Source organism: Sphingorhabdus sp. EL138, from assembly GCF_945882965.1.
Taxonomy (GTDB): domain Bacteria; phylum Pseudomonadota; class Alphaproteobacteria; order Sphingomonadales; family Sphingomonadaceae; genus Sphingorhabdus_B.
This window is the reverse complement of sequence record NZ_CAMCWY010000030.1, coordinates 1-15,445: the sequence shown is the minus strand read 5'-3', so window position 1 is coordinate 15,445 and position 15,445 is coordinate 1. Positions and strand designations below refer to the sequence as shown.

General features: G+C 56.3%; 15 protein-coding genes and 1 other RNA gene. 12 read left to right on the top strand and 4 right to left on the bottom strand.

All coding sequences use genetic code 11. The features are described 5' to 3' along the window. From rnpB to parC, 3 genes are all read right to left on the bottom strand, one after another. Positions 1–166: RNase P RNA component class A (gene rnpB, locus Q0N43_RS11075), an RNA gene on the bottom strand; the annotation flags it as partial. 6 nt (positions 167–172) lie between these two features. Beyond that, the gene (locus Q0N43_RS11070) at positions 173–865 is read right to left on the bottom strand and encodes an N-acetylmuramoyl-L-alanine amidase (protein ID WP_295446332.1); all 693 of its coding nucleotides are present in this window, start codon (positions 863–865) and stop codon (positions 173–175) included. A 193-nt stretch (positions 866–1,058) separates the two neighbouring features. Next, positions 1,059–3,383 carry a DNA topoisomerase IV subunit A gene (parC, locus tag Q0N43_RS11065; protein ID WP_295446331.1) on the bottom strand — a complete coding sequence of 775 codons (2,325 nt, stop codon included), beginning with the start codon at positions 3,381–3,383 and terminating at the stop codon, positions 1,059–1,061. A 181-nt stretch (positions 3,384–3,564) separates the two neighbouring features. Between parC and purB the strand changes: the two genes are divergently transcribed. The 9 genes from purB to Q0N43_RS11020 all read left to right on the top strand — a co-directional run bounded on the left by purB (position 3,565) and on the right by Q0N43_RS11020 (position 11,351). Next, the gene (purB, locus tag Q0N43_RS11060; protein WP_295446329.1) at positions 3,565–4,875 is read left to right on the top strand and encodes an adenylosuccinate lyase; all 1,311 of its coding nucleotides are present in this window, start codon (positions 3,565–3,567) and stop codon (positions 4,873–4,875) included. Positions 4,876–4,977: 102 nt separating this feature from the next. Continuing rightward, positions 4,978–5,277 (top strand): hypothetical protein, encoded by a 300-nt coding sequence (locus Q0N43_RS11055; protein ID WP_295446327.1) that lies wholly within the window; start codon positions 4,978–4,980, stop codon positions 5,275–5,277. Beyond that, positions 5,274–5,948 carry an orotidine-5'-phosphate decarboxylase gene (pyrF, locus tag Q0N43_RS11050; RefSeq protein ID WP_295446325.1) on the top strand — a complete coding sequence of 225 codons (675 nt, stop codon included), beginning with the start codon at positions 5,274–5,276 and terminating at the stop codon, positions 5,946–5,948. Before Q0N43_RS11055 ends, pyrF begins: the two co-directional genes overlap by 4 nt. A gap of 210 nt (positions 5,949–6,158) precedes the next feature. After that, positions 6,159–6,800 (top strand): phosphoribosylanthranilate isomerase, encoded by a 642-nt coding sequence (locus Q0N43_RS11045; RefSeq protein ID WP_295446323.1) that lies wholly within the window; start codon positions 6,159–6,161, stop codon positions 6,798–6,800. Then, positions 6,787–8,028, top strand: a complete 1,242-nt coding sequence (trpB, locus tag Q0N43_RS11040; RefSeq protein WP_295446321.1) for a tryptophan synthase subunit beta — start codon at positions 6,787–6,789, stop codon at positions 8,026–8,028. Before Q0N43_RS11045 ends, trpB begins: the two co-directional genes overlap by 14 nt. Continuing rightward, entirely contained in the window at positions 8,025–8,228 is a 204-nt protein-coding gene (locus tag Q0N43_RS11035) for a hypothetical protein (RefSeq protein WP_295446319.1), read from the top strand. The genes trpB and Q0N43_RS11035 overlap by 4 nt, the downstream gene beginning before the upstream one ends. Further along, positions 8,225–9,010, top strand: a complete 786-nt coding sequence (trpA, locus tag Q0N43_RS11030) for a tryptophan synthase subunit alpha (protein ID WP_295446318.1) — start codon at positions 8,225–8,227, stop codon at positions 9,008–9,010. The genes Q0N43_RS11035 and trpA overlap by 4 nt, the downstream gene beginning before the upstream one ends. Before the next feature lie 2 nt (positions 9,011–9,012). Beyond that, the gene (gene accD / locus Q0N43_RS11025) at positions 9,013–9,867 is read left to right on the top strand and encodes an acetyl-CoA carboxylase, carboxyltransferase subunit beta (RefSeq protein WP_295446315.1); all 855 of its coding nucleotides are present in this window, start codon (positions 9,013–9,015) and stop codon (positions 9,865–9,867) included. Positions 9,868–10,010: 143 nt separating this feature from the next. Continuing rightward, positions 10,011–11,351 carry a folylpolyglutamate synthase/dihydrofolate synthase family protein gene (locus Q0N43_RS11020; RefSeq protein ID WP_295446313.1) on the top strand — a complete coding sequence of 447 codons (1,341 nt, stop codon included), beginning with the start codon at positions 10,011–10,013 and terminating at the stop codon, positions 11,349–11,351. A gap of 49 nt (positions 11,352–11,400) precedes the next feature. Here the strand turns inward: Q0N43_RS11020 and Q0N43_RS11015 are convergent, their stop codons facing one another. Continuing rightward, a complete protein-coding gene (locus tag Q0N43_RS11015; protein ID WP_295446311.1) occupies positions 11,401–12,963 on the bottom strand; it encodes an MFS transporter in 1,563 nt (520 codons plus the stop codon). A gap of 175 nt (positions 12,964–13,138) precedes the next feature. Here Q0N43_RS11015 and Q0N43_RS11010 point away from each other — a divergent pair, with 175 nt between their 5' ends. The 3 genes from Q0N43_RS11010 to Q0N43_RS11000 form a co-directional block, all read left to right on the top strand. Then, entirely contained in the window at positions 13,139–13,984 is an 846-nt protein-coding gene (locus Q0N43_RS11010) for a pseudouridine synthase (protein WP_295446309.1), read from the top strand. Beyond that, a complete protein-coding gene (gene rsmD, locus Q0N43_RS11005; RefSeq protein WP_295446307.1) occupies positions 13,984–14,532 on the top strand; it encodes a 16S rRNA (guanine(966)-N(2))-methyltransferase RsmD in 549 nt (182 codons plus the stop codon). Before Q0N43_RS11010 ends, rsmD begins: the two co-directional genes overlap by 1 nt. 101 nt (positions 14,533–14,633) lie before the next feature. Continuing rightward, positions 14,634–15,445: ATP-dependent helicase (locus Q0N43_RS11000; RefSeq protein WP_295446334.1), on the top strand; the 812-nt coding region annotated here is incomplete at its 3' end.

Genomic DNA, 15,445 nt, shown 5'->3' with positions numbered 1-15,445 from the left:
CCGCACCGTTTCGACCTGGCCGCATCGAAATGCGGTGGACTATTTTCTGTGGCACTTTCCCTAAAATTGCTTTCGCCGGACGTTATCCGGCACCGTTCCTCGCTGGAGCCCGGACTTTCCTCCCCTTAGCAGTTACCCGCTAAGCGGCGATCGCCCAACCCTCTGGCGTCGGTCAGATAACAGAGTTGCCGCCAACAGCCAAGAGCAAGCTGAACAAGATAGCGCGACATTCCCCGTCGATTACCCCATCAATGTTTTCGGGGCGAAACCGTCGCTGAAATGCGACTGTGGCCGCTCGGCCATCGGTTATGCCATAGCCATAACGTTCCAACGCCAAAAGGAACGCAGCGTCTGGCCAACCGGGGTCAACCAGATTTGCGCTTGGTCTCTTTATGGCAAGCCCAAGCTTGGCAAGCCGACCCCAATCGAACAGCTCGCCCGGATCTTCTTTGCGGGCCGGTGCCACATCGCTGTGCCCCACCACGTTGCGCGGTTCAATACTGTAGGTCCGGACTAATTCTGCGACTAACCGAGTCACTGTGTCCATTTGCGCCTCAGGAAACGGGCGATAGCCAAATTCGTGGCCGGGATTGACGATCTCAATGCCAATGCTGGCGCTGTTGCAATCGGTAACGCCGCGCCAATAGGACAATCCGGCATGTTGCGCGCGTTGCTCCTCGCGCACCATGTGCACCAACTGCCCATCTTCATCGACCACATAATGCGCCGAAACCTTTGACGCCGGGTTCGCCAGCCAGTCAATGGCCGCCGCGCCGGACTGCATACCGGTATAGTGCAGCACAAGCATATTGACGGGCAAACTGCGCTCGCCGAAATTGGGTGATGGGTTCCAGATCATGGTCATGTCCGGACCATAGGTAAGTCCGCGGCTGCACGCAATATCAGGCGGCCAGTTAGGCTGTGAACTTATAAGTATCACGTGCTAGGTTTGAAGCCGTTTTGTTCAGTGCAAGGCGGCAAGGCCCAAGCTTAGTGGTACTAAGGCCGCTTTGCAATTCTGACGCCGTGAAGGTGAATTTACTTGGTCCTGACCGCAATCAATCAAATTGATTGTTCCGCGGGAATCCCTGCGGCGGCAATCGGCCAGCGGCACCGCGCGCAACACGCCATAACGACATGTCATTCTCGGTCCGCATCCGCCCGCTGTCGCCGCCCATCGCCCAGCTAAGACCTTCGCTCATGCGGAAACAAATGGCATCGGCAAGCCCGCCGTCCTTATACCGCTGCAAGGCAACGCCCTGCCCTTTGGACATTTCAGGAATTTCGGTCATCGGGAAGACAACCAGTTTCCGGTTATCGCCCACCACGGCGACATATTGATCGCGCAAAGCGGCTTCGTCGGCAGTTTCCGGCGGCGCGAGGCGGACGACTTTCAGCCGCGTGCCGGGCTTCAAGGTCACAACGCCGCGACCTTTGCGTGTCTCGGCAATAACGTCGCTTATGCGCGCAATAAAACCCTTTCCGGTGGTTGCAGCCAGCAACATCCGGCCATCGGCAACGGCCGGGAAAACGGCAACAATATCATTACCGGCTTCAATATCGATCATCGTGCTCACAGGCTCACCAAAACCGCGCGCGCCGGGAAGCTTATCCGCACCCAAGGTGTAAAAACGGCCATGTGCAGTGGCAAAAAGGATCTTGTCTGTCGTTTGGGCGTGGAAGGCAAAAGCGGGGCCATCCCCTTCCTTAAACTTGAAATCTGCGCGTGCGGAGAGGTCAGCATGCCCCTTCATCGCCTTGATCCAGCCGCGCTTTGACATGATCACGGTCACAGGTTCGCGTTCCACAAAGGCCTCAAGCGAAATTTCGCGCGCCTGCCCTGCTTCTTCCAAGCTTGTCCGGCGGCGTCCAAGCGCCGTTTCTTCGGCGTAATTCTTACGCAGTGTTGACAGGTCTTTCTTCAAACGCTTCTTTTGGAGCGCCGGGCTTTCGATCAATTTTACAAGATCTTCCCGTTCGGCCTCTAACGCTTCAAGCTCCCGCCGCAGTTCCATTTCCTCAAGCCTGCGTAGTGACCGCAAACGCATGTTCAGGATGGCCTCGGCCTGACGGTCATTCAATTGGAATTCCGTCATCATGACGGGCTTGGGCTCGTCCTCTGTACGGATAATCTCGATAATGCGATCAAGATTAAGGAACGCAATGATATAGCCTTGCAGCAGCTCCAGCCGCGCGTCGATCTTCTCCAGCCGGTGCTGGGATTTGCGGACGATCACGTCTATCTGGTGCCGCAACCAGTGCCGCAGGACTTCGCCTAAGCCCATAACCTTGGGCGTGCGGTCGGAATCCAACACGTTCATGTTCAACGAGAAACGCGTTTCCAAATCGGTCAGGCGGAATAATGCGTTTTTCAGGTCTTCGGGATCAACATTGCGGCTTTTCGGCACAAGCACGATGCGCACATGCTCGTCGCTTTCGTCGCGAATATCATCAAGAATGGGTAGCTTTTTGTCGGCAATGAGCTGGGCGATTTGCTCAATCAGCTTGCCCTTTTGCACTTGATAGGGAATTTCAGACACAACCAATTGCCATGTGCCACCGGGCAGTTTTTCAACGCCAGTTGGTTCCCATGTTTTGTCATCCTGCCAGCCGTTTGAGAAACGCGCGCGCAAACGCATTGCACCCCGGCCAGAGGCATAGGCCGCGCTGATCACCGATGGGCTATCCACCAACACGCCACCGGTCGCAAAATCCGGGCCACGCACAATTTCCATCAATTGTTCGTGACTGGCCTGCGGATTGTCAATCAACAGCATAGCAGCGTCAATAATCTCGGCGGCATTATGCGACGGAATGCTTGTCGCCATGCCCACGGCAATCCCGCTTGCCCCATTGGCCAGCAAGTTCGGGAACAGGCCGGGCATGATCTCTGGCTCTTCATCTTCGCCATTATAAGTTGGCCGAAAATCGGTCGCGTTTTCGTCAAGCCCGTTCATCAGCTCAATGGCCGTCTTTGTCAGCCGCGCTTCGGTGTACCGGTAAGCAGCGGCATTATCGCCATCGATATTGCCGAAATTGCCTTGCCCATCGACCAACGGATACCGCAGGGAGAATGTCTGCGCGAGGCGGACCATCGCATCATACACCGACTGGTCGCCATGCGGGTGATATTTACCGATCACATCACCGACGACCCGCGCGCATTTCTTATAACCGCTGGCTGGATCAAGCTTCAACAGGCGCATAGCCCATAATAGACGCCGATGTACCGGTTTAAGCCCGTCGCGCAAATCTGGCAAAGAACGCGCCGTAATCGTTGACATTGCATAGATCAGGTAGCGTTCCGACAAGGCCGCATCAAACGGCGTATCAACTATCGCGTCGAACGGATCTTCTGCTGGGGCATCAACAATATCAGACATGCAAGAGCCGATAGCGGGCCAGCCCGCAGTCGCAAAGCAAGGATTTCAGCAATCCACAGCTAAATGTAATTTCATGCCGGAATGTGCTTCGGCAACGATAGGTGCCATTTGCATTTTTGACGCCTAACGGTCCGCCTGCTAACGGAACCACGACTCCCGAAATCAGCCGAAAGCGTTTCTTATGATCCCACGTTATTCCCGCCCAGACATGGTCAAGATTTGGGAGCCGGAAAACCGTTTCCGTATTTGGTTCGAAATTGAGGCGCATGCCACAGACGCGCTAGCCCAAATTGGCGTCGTGCCCGCAACCGCTGCCGTAGCCCTATGGAAATATTGGGAAACAAACCCAGTTATCGACGTCGCGGCTATCGACGCAATTGAAGCCGTTACAAAGCATGACGTTATCGCGTTCCTGACATGGGTTGCCGAACAAGTCGGCGATGAGGCGCGCTTCATGCATCAAGGCATGACATCGTCCGATGTGCTCGACACCTGCCTTGCCGTCCAATTGACTCAGGCGACAGACCTGTTGCTCGCTGACATGGATGCGCTGCTGGCCGCCATCAAAACGCGCGCAATGGAACATAAGTTCACGCCCACCATCGGCCGCAGCCATGGCATACACGCCGAACCCATCACCTTTGGGATGAAGCTGGCGCAAGCTTATGCCGAATTTGCCCGCGGCCGTGAACGTCTGGTCGCTGCGCGCGCCGAAATCGCGACCTGTGCGATTTCGGGCGCCGTCGGTACTTTTGCCAATATCGACCCCAAAGTGGAAGCACATGTTGCTGCCAAGCTTGGCCTTGCCGTCGAGCCCGTCTCCACGCAAGTCATCCCACGCGACCGCCATGCGATGTATTTTGCGACGCTGGGTGTCATCGCCTCATCCATTGAGCGTCTGGCGACCGAAGTGCGTCATTTGCAGCGCACCGAGGTGCTGGAGGCGGAGGAGTATTTTGCGCCGGGTCAAAAGGGCAGCTCGGCCATGCCGCATAAGCGCAACCCGATTTTGACCGAAAACCTGACGGGTCTTGCCCGTATGGTGCGTGGTTATGTCACACCCGCGCTCGAAAATGTCGCCTTATGGCACGAACGCGACATCAGCCATTCAAGCGTTGAACGCTATATAGGCCCTGACGCCACCATAACGCTCGATTTCGCGCTTGGCCGCCTGACGGGTGTCATAGACAAGTTGCTGATCTACCCAGAGCGGATGCAAAAGAATCTTGATCGCATGGGTGGGCTTGTTCATTCGCAGCGCGTCCTGTTGGCCCTGACTCAGGCAGGGATTAGCCGCGAAGACAGCTACCGCATTGTGCAACGCAATGCGATGAAGGTGTGGGAGTCGGATGGCGCAGAGTCGTTAATGGCGCTGCTGAAAGCCGACCCGGACGTTACCGCAAAAATGACCGCGTCAGAAATCGAAGATCGTTTCAATCTTGATTATCATTTCAAGCACATCGACACCATTTTCGACCGGGTGTTTGGCTAAGCACGACTCCTTTCTTTGAAACGCATGTGACAAACACGCACTATCCCCTACCCAAAGGGGGAAAGTTTGCTTAAACTATGCGTGCAAAGGAGAGACCGCGCGATGCGATTTCTAAAAACGCTGATTTGGGTGACGATCATTGTCGGGTTGATTGTGTTCGCAACTAACAATTGGACCCCTGTATCGGTCCGCCTTTGGGGCGGTCTTCGCCTGGATACGAAATTGCCAGCTTTAGTCATTGTCGCATTCCTGATTGGGTTTTTGCCTTTATACCTTGTGCACCGAACACAGATCTGGCGCATGAAGCGGCGCATATTGACGCTTGAGGGCAACCAGCGGACACCAGCCTTCCCGCCGCCAGCCTCTCCTCCCCCTGCTTACACTGCTGTGGATTCGATATGACCAACCCTATCTTCGTCGCCATCGACACGCCCTATCTGGAAGACGCGCTGGAATTGACCCGCCGTATCAAGGGACAGGTTGGCGGGGTAAAACTTGGCTTAGAATTTTTCTGCGCCAATGGGCATCATGGCGTGCATGAGGTGCAGAAACTGGGCCTACCGATTTTCCTCGACCTGAAATTGCACGACATTCCCAATACAGTTGCCAAGGCGATGCAGGCGATCAACGTGCTTGAACCGGCCATCGTCACCATCCACGCCGCGGGTGGCCGCGCGATGATGGAGGATGCCAAAGCGGCTGCAGGCTTGCATACCAAAGTGGTTGCGGTAACGGTTCTGACCAGTCTGGACGATCATGACCTGAACCGTGTGGGTGTATCGGACAGCCCCGAGCTGCAAGTCGCCCGCTTGGCCGCGCTTGCGCAAGAGGCTGGCCTCGACGGCATTGTCTGTTCAGGGCATGAAGTGAAAGCCGCAAAAAAGGCGTGGAAGGATGGTTTCTTCGTCGTCCCCGGCCTTCGCCCCACTGGCGGAACCGCCGCCGACCAAAAACGCACTGTGACGCCCAGACAGGCCCGTGACGATGGCGCGAGTATATTGGTCATCGGAAGGCCGATTACCAAGGCAGAGAGCCCTGACGACGCTGCACGCGCGATTATGGGTTCGCTTTAGCAGTTACGGCTCCTTCATTCGTGCCCTCCTGAACTTGTTTTGGCATAACGAACTGCCGCCGTCCCTCTCGTCACCCTGAACTTGTTTCAGGGTCCACTTTCCTAACGAAATGTGGGTCGCGGTCGCGCGATGGATGCTGGAGCCGAAGGCTGGCAGAGCCAAAACAAGTTCAGCATGACGGGAAGGAATGTGTCGGCTATTGGGCCGAGCATGAACACACATATAAAAATTTGCGGACTTAGCACCGAAGCCAGCGTTGATGCCGCCGCAAAAGCGGGCGCATCGCATATCGGCCTTGTCCATTTTGAAAAAAGCCCGCGCCATGTTGGATTAGAACAAGCCGCCGCCCTGCGAATGCGCGCGCCAGCCTCGCTGAAGGTCGTCCTGTTACTGGTGAACGCAGAACCCGGCCTCACTGCCAAAGCGATTGAGGTCATCAAGCCCGATATCGTGCAATTTCACGGCTCCGAGACCGCGCAATGGCTCCGCGTCCTGAAAAGCGCAGTTGATATCGAAATCTGGAGAGCCTTTGGCGTTCGGGACGCCGCATCGCTCAAAAATGCAGATGAATATGTCGATGCGGCAGACCTCATCTTGTTTGATGCGCCAGCACAGGCTTTGCCCGGCGGGACTGGCATGCGTTTTGATTGGTCCTTGCTAACCGAGCACAAACACAATCTCCCTTGGGGCCTTGCTGGCGGCCTGACCCCCGACAATGTAAGGGAAGCTTTGCGCCAAACACGCGCGCAACTGGTGGACACATCATCGGGCGTAGAATCTGCGCCCGGCATCAAGGATGTGGACAAGATTGCGGCCTTCTGCCAAGCGGTGCGGGACTATGACAATCACTGAACGCACCCCGAACTCCTTTCGCAACCAACCCGACGAGCGTGGCCATTTTGGCCAGTTCGGCGGGCGCTATGTGGCCGAAACACTCATGCCGCTCGTGCTGGATTTGGAGCGCGAATATCGCGCCGCGCAACAGGACCCGTCCTTTGCTGCGCAGTTCGATGATCTGCTTGAACATTATGTCGGCCGCCCATCGCCGCTATATTATGCGGAGCGCTTAACCGAGGAAGTCCGCAAGGATGCGCCAGCGGGCAAAGGCGCGCAAATCTGGTTCAAGCGTGATGAGTTGAACCATACTGGCGCGCATAAAATCAACAACTGCGTTGGTCAGATTTTGCTTGCTATTCGTATGGGCAAGACGCGGATCATCGCGGAAACCGGCGCTGGCCAACATGGCGTTGCCACCGCAACCGTCTGCGCACGTTTTGGCCTGCCCTGCTTTATTTACATGGGCGCAAAAGACATTGAGCGGCAGCAGCCAAATGTGTTCCGCATGCGCCTGTTGGGCGCGGAGATCATTCCGGTGACCAGTGGCGCTGGCACGTTGAAGGACGCGATGAACGAAGGGCTGCGCGACTGGGTCGCCAATGTCCATGACACATTCTACATCATCGGCACGGCGGCTGGCCCGCATCCTTATCCCGAATTGGTGCGCGATTTCCAAAGCGTGATCGGCAAAGAAGCGCGCGCACAAATGCTGAGCCGCATCAACCGCCTGCCCGATTTGCTGGTCGCCTGCATTGGCGGCGGTTCAAACGCTCTCGGGCTGTTCCACCCGTTCCTCGACGACAAGGACGTGGCGATGCTCGGCGTTGAGGCGGCGGGTCATGGCCTTGACGCCGAACATGCCGCAAGTCTTGCGGGCGGTCGCCCCGGTATCCTCCACGGCAACAAAACCTATTTGCTTCAGGATGCCGACGGCCAGATTGCCGAGGCACATTCGATCTCCGCTGGCCTCGATTATCCCGGTATCGGCCCTGAACATAGCTGGCTGAAGGAAATTGGCCGCGTGCGGTATGACAGCGTGACCGACACGGATGCGCTCGCTGCGTTCCAGTTGCTGTGCCGCACCGAAGGCATCATTCCAGCGCTGGAACCTGCCCACGCGATTGCCGCCGTTGAGCGCGAAGCCAAAAAGATGGACCGCGACCAGATTATCCTCGCCAATCTATGTGGGCGTGGGGACAAGGATATCTTCACTGTGGCTGAGGCGCTGGGGACGAAGATATGAAACAGCTAGTTACAAAACGGTCTTTGAATTTCTTTTTAGTCAGCGCCTTTGTAATGATTGCCATTACGTCATACTTATCCGGATACTTATCCGGCTACACTGGCGCCCGACTGCCCCTGCTCTCACCCATTTTGATTGTCGCAGCGGCTGGCATCACTGCCATATGGTTTGAAATATTCATGCAGCGGCGCGCAAAATGACCCGCCTTTCCATCGCCTTCGCCAAACCTCACCCCGCTTTGGTCGCCTTCATCACCGCTGGTGACGGCGACACCGCCGCCAATCTCGACGCACTTGTCGCAGGCGGGGCGGATGTCATTGAACTTGGCATGCCGTTCACCGACCCAATGGCCGACGGTCCCGTTATTCAAGAGGCGAATATCCGCAGCCTGAACGCGGGCACCACAACCGCAGACATCTTCGCCCTCGCTTCCGCTTTCCGCACACGCCATCCCGACACGCCTTTGGTGCTGATGGGCTATGCCAACCCCATGACGATCCGTGGCGGCGACTGGTTTGCGTCCGAATGCAACAAGGCTGGCGTTGATGGCGTTATCTGCGTCGATATTCCGCCCGAGGAAGACCCCGAGCTCGGCCCTGCTTTGCGTAGCGCAGGCATTGACCTGATCCGCTTGGCGACACCGACAACGGACGCTGCACGCTTGCCCACGGTCCTCAACGGGGCGTCGGGTTTCCTATATTATGTCAGCGTCGCTGGCATTACGGGCTTACAAGTCGCCGCACAGACAAGCATTGATGAAGCTGTCGCGCGCCTCAAAGCGCATACCGACCTACCCATCGCCGTGGGCTTTGGTGTCCGCACGCCTGAACAAGCCGCCAACATCGCACGTGTCGCCGATGGCGTGGTGGTTGGCTCGGCGATTGTTGAATTGGTTGCGCAGCATGGCGCGAACGCCGCTGTCCCCGTCCGCGATTATGTGGCATCCTTAAAGCAATCCATTGTTGCAGCCAGAAAGGTCTGAACATGAACTGGATCACCCGCGTCCGTAACGCCATTCCCTTCATCACAAAGCGCGAGACCGCTGAAACGCTTTGGCACAAATGCAAGGGCTGTCAGGCGATGATCTTCCTGCGCGAATTTGAGGAAAATCAATCGGTCTGCCCCAAATGCGACCATCATGGCCGCATTGGTCCGGCGACACGCTTTGCGGCTCTGTTCGATGACGACAGTTACAACGTGCTGCCCCCACCCGTCGTTGGCGAAGACCCGTTGAAATTCAAAGATACCAAAAAATATACGGACCGCATAAAAGCCGCGCGCCTTGCCACTGGCGAGACCGATGCGATGATTTCGGCCAAAGGCAACGTCGACGGCCAGACAGTTGTTGTCAGTGTGCAGGACTTCGCTTTCATGGGTGGCTCCATGGGCATGGCGGTGGGCGAGGCGTTTATTGACGCAGTAAAGGCCGCAATCCGGGCCAAATGCCCTTATGTCATCTTTACCGCAGCCGGCGGGGCACGCATGCAGGAGGGCATCTTGAGCCTCATGCAAATGCCGCGTTCTACCGTGGCGATACAAATGCTGCATGATGCAGGACTGCCCTATATTGTTGTGTTGACTGACCCGACTACAGGCGGCGTAACTGCGTCTTATGCGATGCTTGGCGATGTGCAGATTGCCGAACCCGGCGCGCTCATCGGCTTTGCTGGACAGCGCGTGATTGAACAAACAATCCGCGAAAAACTACCCGAAGGCTTCCAGCGCGCCGAATATCTGCTTGAGCATGGCATGGTCGACATGGTCACCCACCGCCACGACCTGCGCGACGTCTTGTCGCAACTCATCGGCTATCTCGCACCGGAAAAGAAGGCGGCTTGATAGAAAGGGTTGTAATGCTACCCCGTCGTCACCCTGAACTTGTTTCAGGGTCTATTTTTGCGCATAGGCCGCCCGTTTTTGCCGCGCAATGGACCCTGAAACAAGTTCAGGGTGACGTGGTGTTGTCGTCGGGGAAAAGATGAATGCCTGACCACGCCACCTCCACTGACCCTGCCGTTCAGGCGCAGCTTGACCGGCTGACGATGCTGTCGCCGGGCAAGGACATATTGGGCCTTGAACGTATCGCAACCTTGCTGGATCGGCTTGGCAACCCGCATCACCATCTCCCGCCCGTCTTCCATGTTTCCGGCACCAACGGCAAAGGTTCGACCTGTGCCTTTCTGCGTGGTGCGATTGAGGCGGCGGGGCTGACTGCCCATGTCTACTCCAGCCCGCATCTGGTGCGCTTTAACGAGCGTATCCGCATCGCAGGGCGGTTGATTGATGATTTTACTTTGTCCGCATTGCTGTCCGAAGTTCTTGACCATGCAGAGGGGTTGGAAGCGAGTTTTTTTGAAGTCACCACCGCTGTTGCCTTTTGCGCCTTTGCACGGACGAAGGCCGATGCGTGCATCATTGAGGTGGGCCTTGGCGGTCGGTTAGACGCCACCAACGTTCTGGCCAAGCCTGTCGCTTGCGGCATTGCTTCACTCGGCTTGGATCATGAGGGGTTTTTGTTGGCAGCAGAAGAAGGGCTGCCCGACATGCCGCCGCTGGACCGCATCGCCTTTGAGAAGGCGGGCATTGCCAAGTTTGGCGCGCCTTTAGTGACGCAGAAATATTGCGCGTCGATGGCAAACACCGTTGCCAAGCAAGCGTCCTTGCACAACGCAGTGTTAAACGCACGCGGCGAAGGCTGGGACGCGGCGGTATATGATGGCCGCCTGCATTATCGTGACTCGGCTGGAAAGTTGAACCTGCCCCTGCCCCGCATGCCGGGCGCGCATCAGGCCGATAATGCCGCCTTGGCGGTGGCGATGCTGCGGCATCAAACGGCAATCCACATTCCAGAAGCCGCCTTGTCCGCCGCGATGGAATGGACGCGCTGGCCGGCAAGGATGCAATTACTGGCGGCAGGGCCTCTGACCGAATTATTGCCCGATGGTTCCCATATCTGGCTGGACGGTGGGCATAACCCCGACGCAGGCGCGGCGATTGCCAAAATATTGGAAAATGGCGCGCCAGTGCAGGTCATCATCGGCATGTTGCAGAATAAGGACGCGCTTGGATTCCTCACGCCATTTGCACACAAAATTGAAACGCTGATTGCCGTACCGATACCGGGGCATGAACATCATGCGCCAAGCGAATTGTGCGACGTGGCGCGTTCCAAACTGCAAATCACCGATGCACGGGCATCAGGCGACATTAAAACCGCGCTGGGGCAGTTGGCCGCGCAGCAAGCATCAGCCAATGTCCTGATCTGCGGCTCGCTCTATCTGGCTGGCGAAGTGTTGCGCCTGAACGATCAGGTGCCTGATTAACCGTGTCATCCTAGCGAAGGCGGGGATGACAATGCTGTGTTGGGCTTAGTCAGCCTTGTGCTACCCTTTTGGGCTGTCCCTTCCAAGCCAGCAATCCGCCCGCGACCAGCAGCGCTGCGAACGACCATGTGATATCATTTGCGAACTCTAAAGGTTGCGAAAGCAGCAGCCCGATCAAACCGGCGACGACCAGCAAGAAGCCAAGGATACGTATCGGCCCGACCGGATCCTTCAACGCCTTTTCATCGACAGCCTCCACCTGATGGATGCTTTGCACGACATAGCCTTTGCTCCACAGCAGCCATAACAAAACCATGCCCGGAATGGCGGCAACTACAGTGAAGCCCCAAAAGCCAACCCAACCTACATTTTCCGCAACAATGCCCGCCGGTCCGGCCATGAAGGTCCGCCCAACGCCAGCAAAGGACGACAGCAAAGCAAATTGTGTAGCAGTATACGCGATACTCGACAGGCCCGACAAATAGGTCGCGAACACCGTCAGCCCTATGCCGCTGGTCAAATTCTCCGTGCAAATGGCGGCCACCATCATCCAGTAATTGTTACCTGTAGCGGCCAAAATCATGAACATGATGTTGGAGAACATCATCAACAGGCCCGAGATGAGCAAAGCGCGGCCCATGCCCAGCCACAAGATGAAGGGCGCGCCCAAGGCAGAGCCCACAATCAACGCACCGAAGCCCCATAATTTATTGGCGGAAATATAATCCAGATCGGAAAAGCCCAGATCAACGATCATCGGGCTTAACATAGCCTGCCCCATTGCATCGCCCACCTTATACACAAGGACAAAACCAAGGATGAGGAACGCGCCATGCCGCGTCAAAAATTCTCGGAACGGGTTGACTACGGCCTCAGTCAGCCACTGCGTCGGGTTCATGCCCTCCACATGGGCGAAACGATCAACAAATTTGCCGGGCCCCGCCCATAATGCGCCAATGATGGCGGGAATGATGCAAAATGCGGTCAAACCATAAGCCGTAGACCAGCCAAGACCCAATCCCTCCTGTGAGGCAAAATAGATGGTCCCTGCGCCCGCAATCAAATTGCCCGTGCGATACCCAAACTGGTTTGTCGCGGTGCCATGCGCGAATTCTTCTTCTTCCAAAATTTCGATACGATAGGCGTCAATAACGATATCCTGCGTAGCCGATAGAAACGCAGTGATCAGCGCCCAAATCGCGAACATCCCCATGTCACCCGGTTGTGGGTTAGTCGCGCCCAATTGCCAGATCGCAACAAACAGCAACGCTTGGATGAAGAACAACCAGCTACGACGTTGACCGAACAATTTGGTCAAAACCGGCAGATGCAGCTTGTCTACCAACGGCGCCCAAAGGAATTTTATCGTGTACGGAATGCCCAACGCCACCGCAAAACCAATGGTCGCGGTGTCGATACCAACCTTTGCCAACCAAAATGTCATTGTCGCGACAAGCAAAGTCAACGGAAAGCCGCTCGAAATGCCCAACAGAAACGTAATGACGGGGTTTTTGCGCAAATACGGCCGGAAAGCGGGAACGGTCAGCGCAATCAATGGCAGAGCGAGCAAAATACCCGCGAAAATGATAAAACGCAGCAAATCGACTGACATTTGGCCCCCTTACGATATTCTTCCAAACCGCAGTGCTGAGCCTTTCAAAGCACGCCCCGCCGACAAGCGCCCTTCGACGAAGCTCAGGGCTACGATTATCTATAGCATCACGCTCTAAATCGATTTTCCTGAATGGCCAGTGACTTTTGAAGCAATATGCGTCAAAGGCGCGGATATGGTTAAACCTCCGTCAAAAGCACCTGCCCGCCCCGCCAAGCCACCGCGTCTGCGTTGGGACAGCAAACCGTCGCGTAAACCCAACCCCAATGCAGGCCCTAGCAAGGGCGCTTTGGAACGTAAGGATGGTGAAGAGCGCATTGCAAAGCTGCTCGCGCGCGCTGGCGTTGCGTCGCGTCGCGAAATCGAACGCATGATTGCCGATGGCCGGGTAACGCTGAACAATGAAAAGGTGGAAACGCCCGCAACTTTGCTGAAATCGCTGCACGGGGTCGCTGTGGATGGCAAGGCCGTGGGTCAGCCCGCGCCAACGCAACTTTACATGTTCCACAAACCCGAAGGCTGCCTGACCGCTGAGCGCGACTTTAGCGGGCGCAAAACGATTTACGACGTTCTGCCAAAGGATCTGCCACGCCTGATGCCTATTGGTCGGCTTGATCTCAACACCGAAGGCTTGTTGTTGCTGACCAATGATGGCGCATTCAAACGCCAGATGGAATTACCATCGACTGGTGTTGAACGCACCTATCGCGCGCGTTGCTTTGGTGATGTCAGTCAGGAGCAGCTTGAGGAACTGATTCACGGTATCGAGATTGAAGGCGTCACCTATGGCAAAATCGATGCCAATCTGGAACGCCGTACGGGCCGAAATGGCTGGGTCGAAATGACGCTGACCGAAGGCAAGAACCGCGAAGTCCGCAGGGTACTTGAGCATTTGGGACTTGAAGTCAGCCGCCTGATCCGGACGCGTTACGGCCCGTTTGTGATAGGCGAGCTTGCCCCCGGCACCGTCGGCGAAGTGCGCCGCGTGGACCTGATTGAATTTCGAAAGACGTTGAAATAATGCGGATCATTTCCGGCCAATGGCGTTCTCGGCCGCTTATTGCCCCCAAAGGCGACACAACCCGCCCGACGGCTGATCGCACGCGTGAGACATTGTTCTCCATGCTGACAAGTCGGCTGGGGTCGTTTGAAGATTTGCGTGTCCTTGACCTGTTTGCTGGGTCTGGCGCGCTTGGGCTTGAAGCTTTGTCGCGCGGCGCGGCGCACTGCACCTTTGTTGAGCATGACGCGCTAGCGCTCGACGCACTTGCCGTAAATATCAACAAACTTGGCGCAAAAGACCAAAGCGACGTCCGAAAATCCTCAGTGCTGTCTTTAGGAACCGCAATAAAGCCAGCTGATATTGTGCTGATGGATCCGCCTTATTTGAGCGGTGCCGGGTCAGTCGCGCTGGATAAATTGGTCCGCTTTGGCTGGTTCGCACCATCTGCCTGGATCAGCGTCGAAACCAGCATAAAAGAAGATATTGATGTGAAGGGTTTCACGATCGACACCGTCCGCAATGTCGGCAAAGCAAAACTTACATTATTACGGCCTGCCACCAATTAACGGCGCGCGCGCCTTGCGGCGCATTATAGTTCCGCCATGTGACCGAACGGCGCTTGCAGTTCGCCGCGTCGTTCCCTAACTGTTCGCATATGTCAGAAATCATGGTCCAGCCCGATCCGTCGCAAACGGAACCGCCTTGGTTGCGCGGGTTAAACCCGCCGCAGCGTGAGGCTGTGCTGACAACCGAAGGACCACTGCTGCTGCTGGCCGGCGCTGGCACAGGCAAAACGGCAGCGCTGACTGCGCGTATGGCGCAGATATTATACACGCGCCAAGCATGGCCGTCAGAAATCCTTGCCGTCACCTTCACCAACAAGGCGGCGCGCGAAATGCGGGAGCGCATTGGGGCGATGGTCGGGTCAGCGGTGGAGGGGATGCCGTGGCTTGGCACTTTCCATAGCATTGGCGCAAAACTGCTGCGCCGCCACGCCGAAGTCATTGGACTGCAGAGCAACTTCACGATCATCGACACAGATGATCAGCTTCGGCTGTTAAAGCAGCTTATCCAGTCCGAGGATTTGGACGAGAAGCGCTTCCCCGCGCGTGGACTTGCGAGCTTGCTCGATAAATGGAAGAATGCGGGCAAATCCCCTGCCGATTTGGATGCCGCCGACAATGAAGCTTTTGCCAACGGCAAAGGGCAACATATATATGCACTGTATCAGGCGCGGTTGCTGGCATTGAACGCCTGCGACTTTGGCGACTTGCTGTTGCATGGCCTGAACCTGTTGAAGAACAACCGGGACATCCTCGAAAAATATCAGGCGCAGTTCAAATATATCCTTGTCGACGAATATCAGGATACCAACGCCGTCCAATATCTGTGGCTTCGATTGCTGGCGCAGAAACGCAAGAATATCTGCTGCGTCGGTGATGATGACCAAAGCATCTATTCATGGCGCGGGGCCGAGGT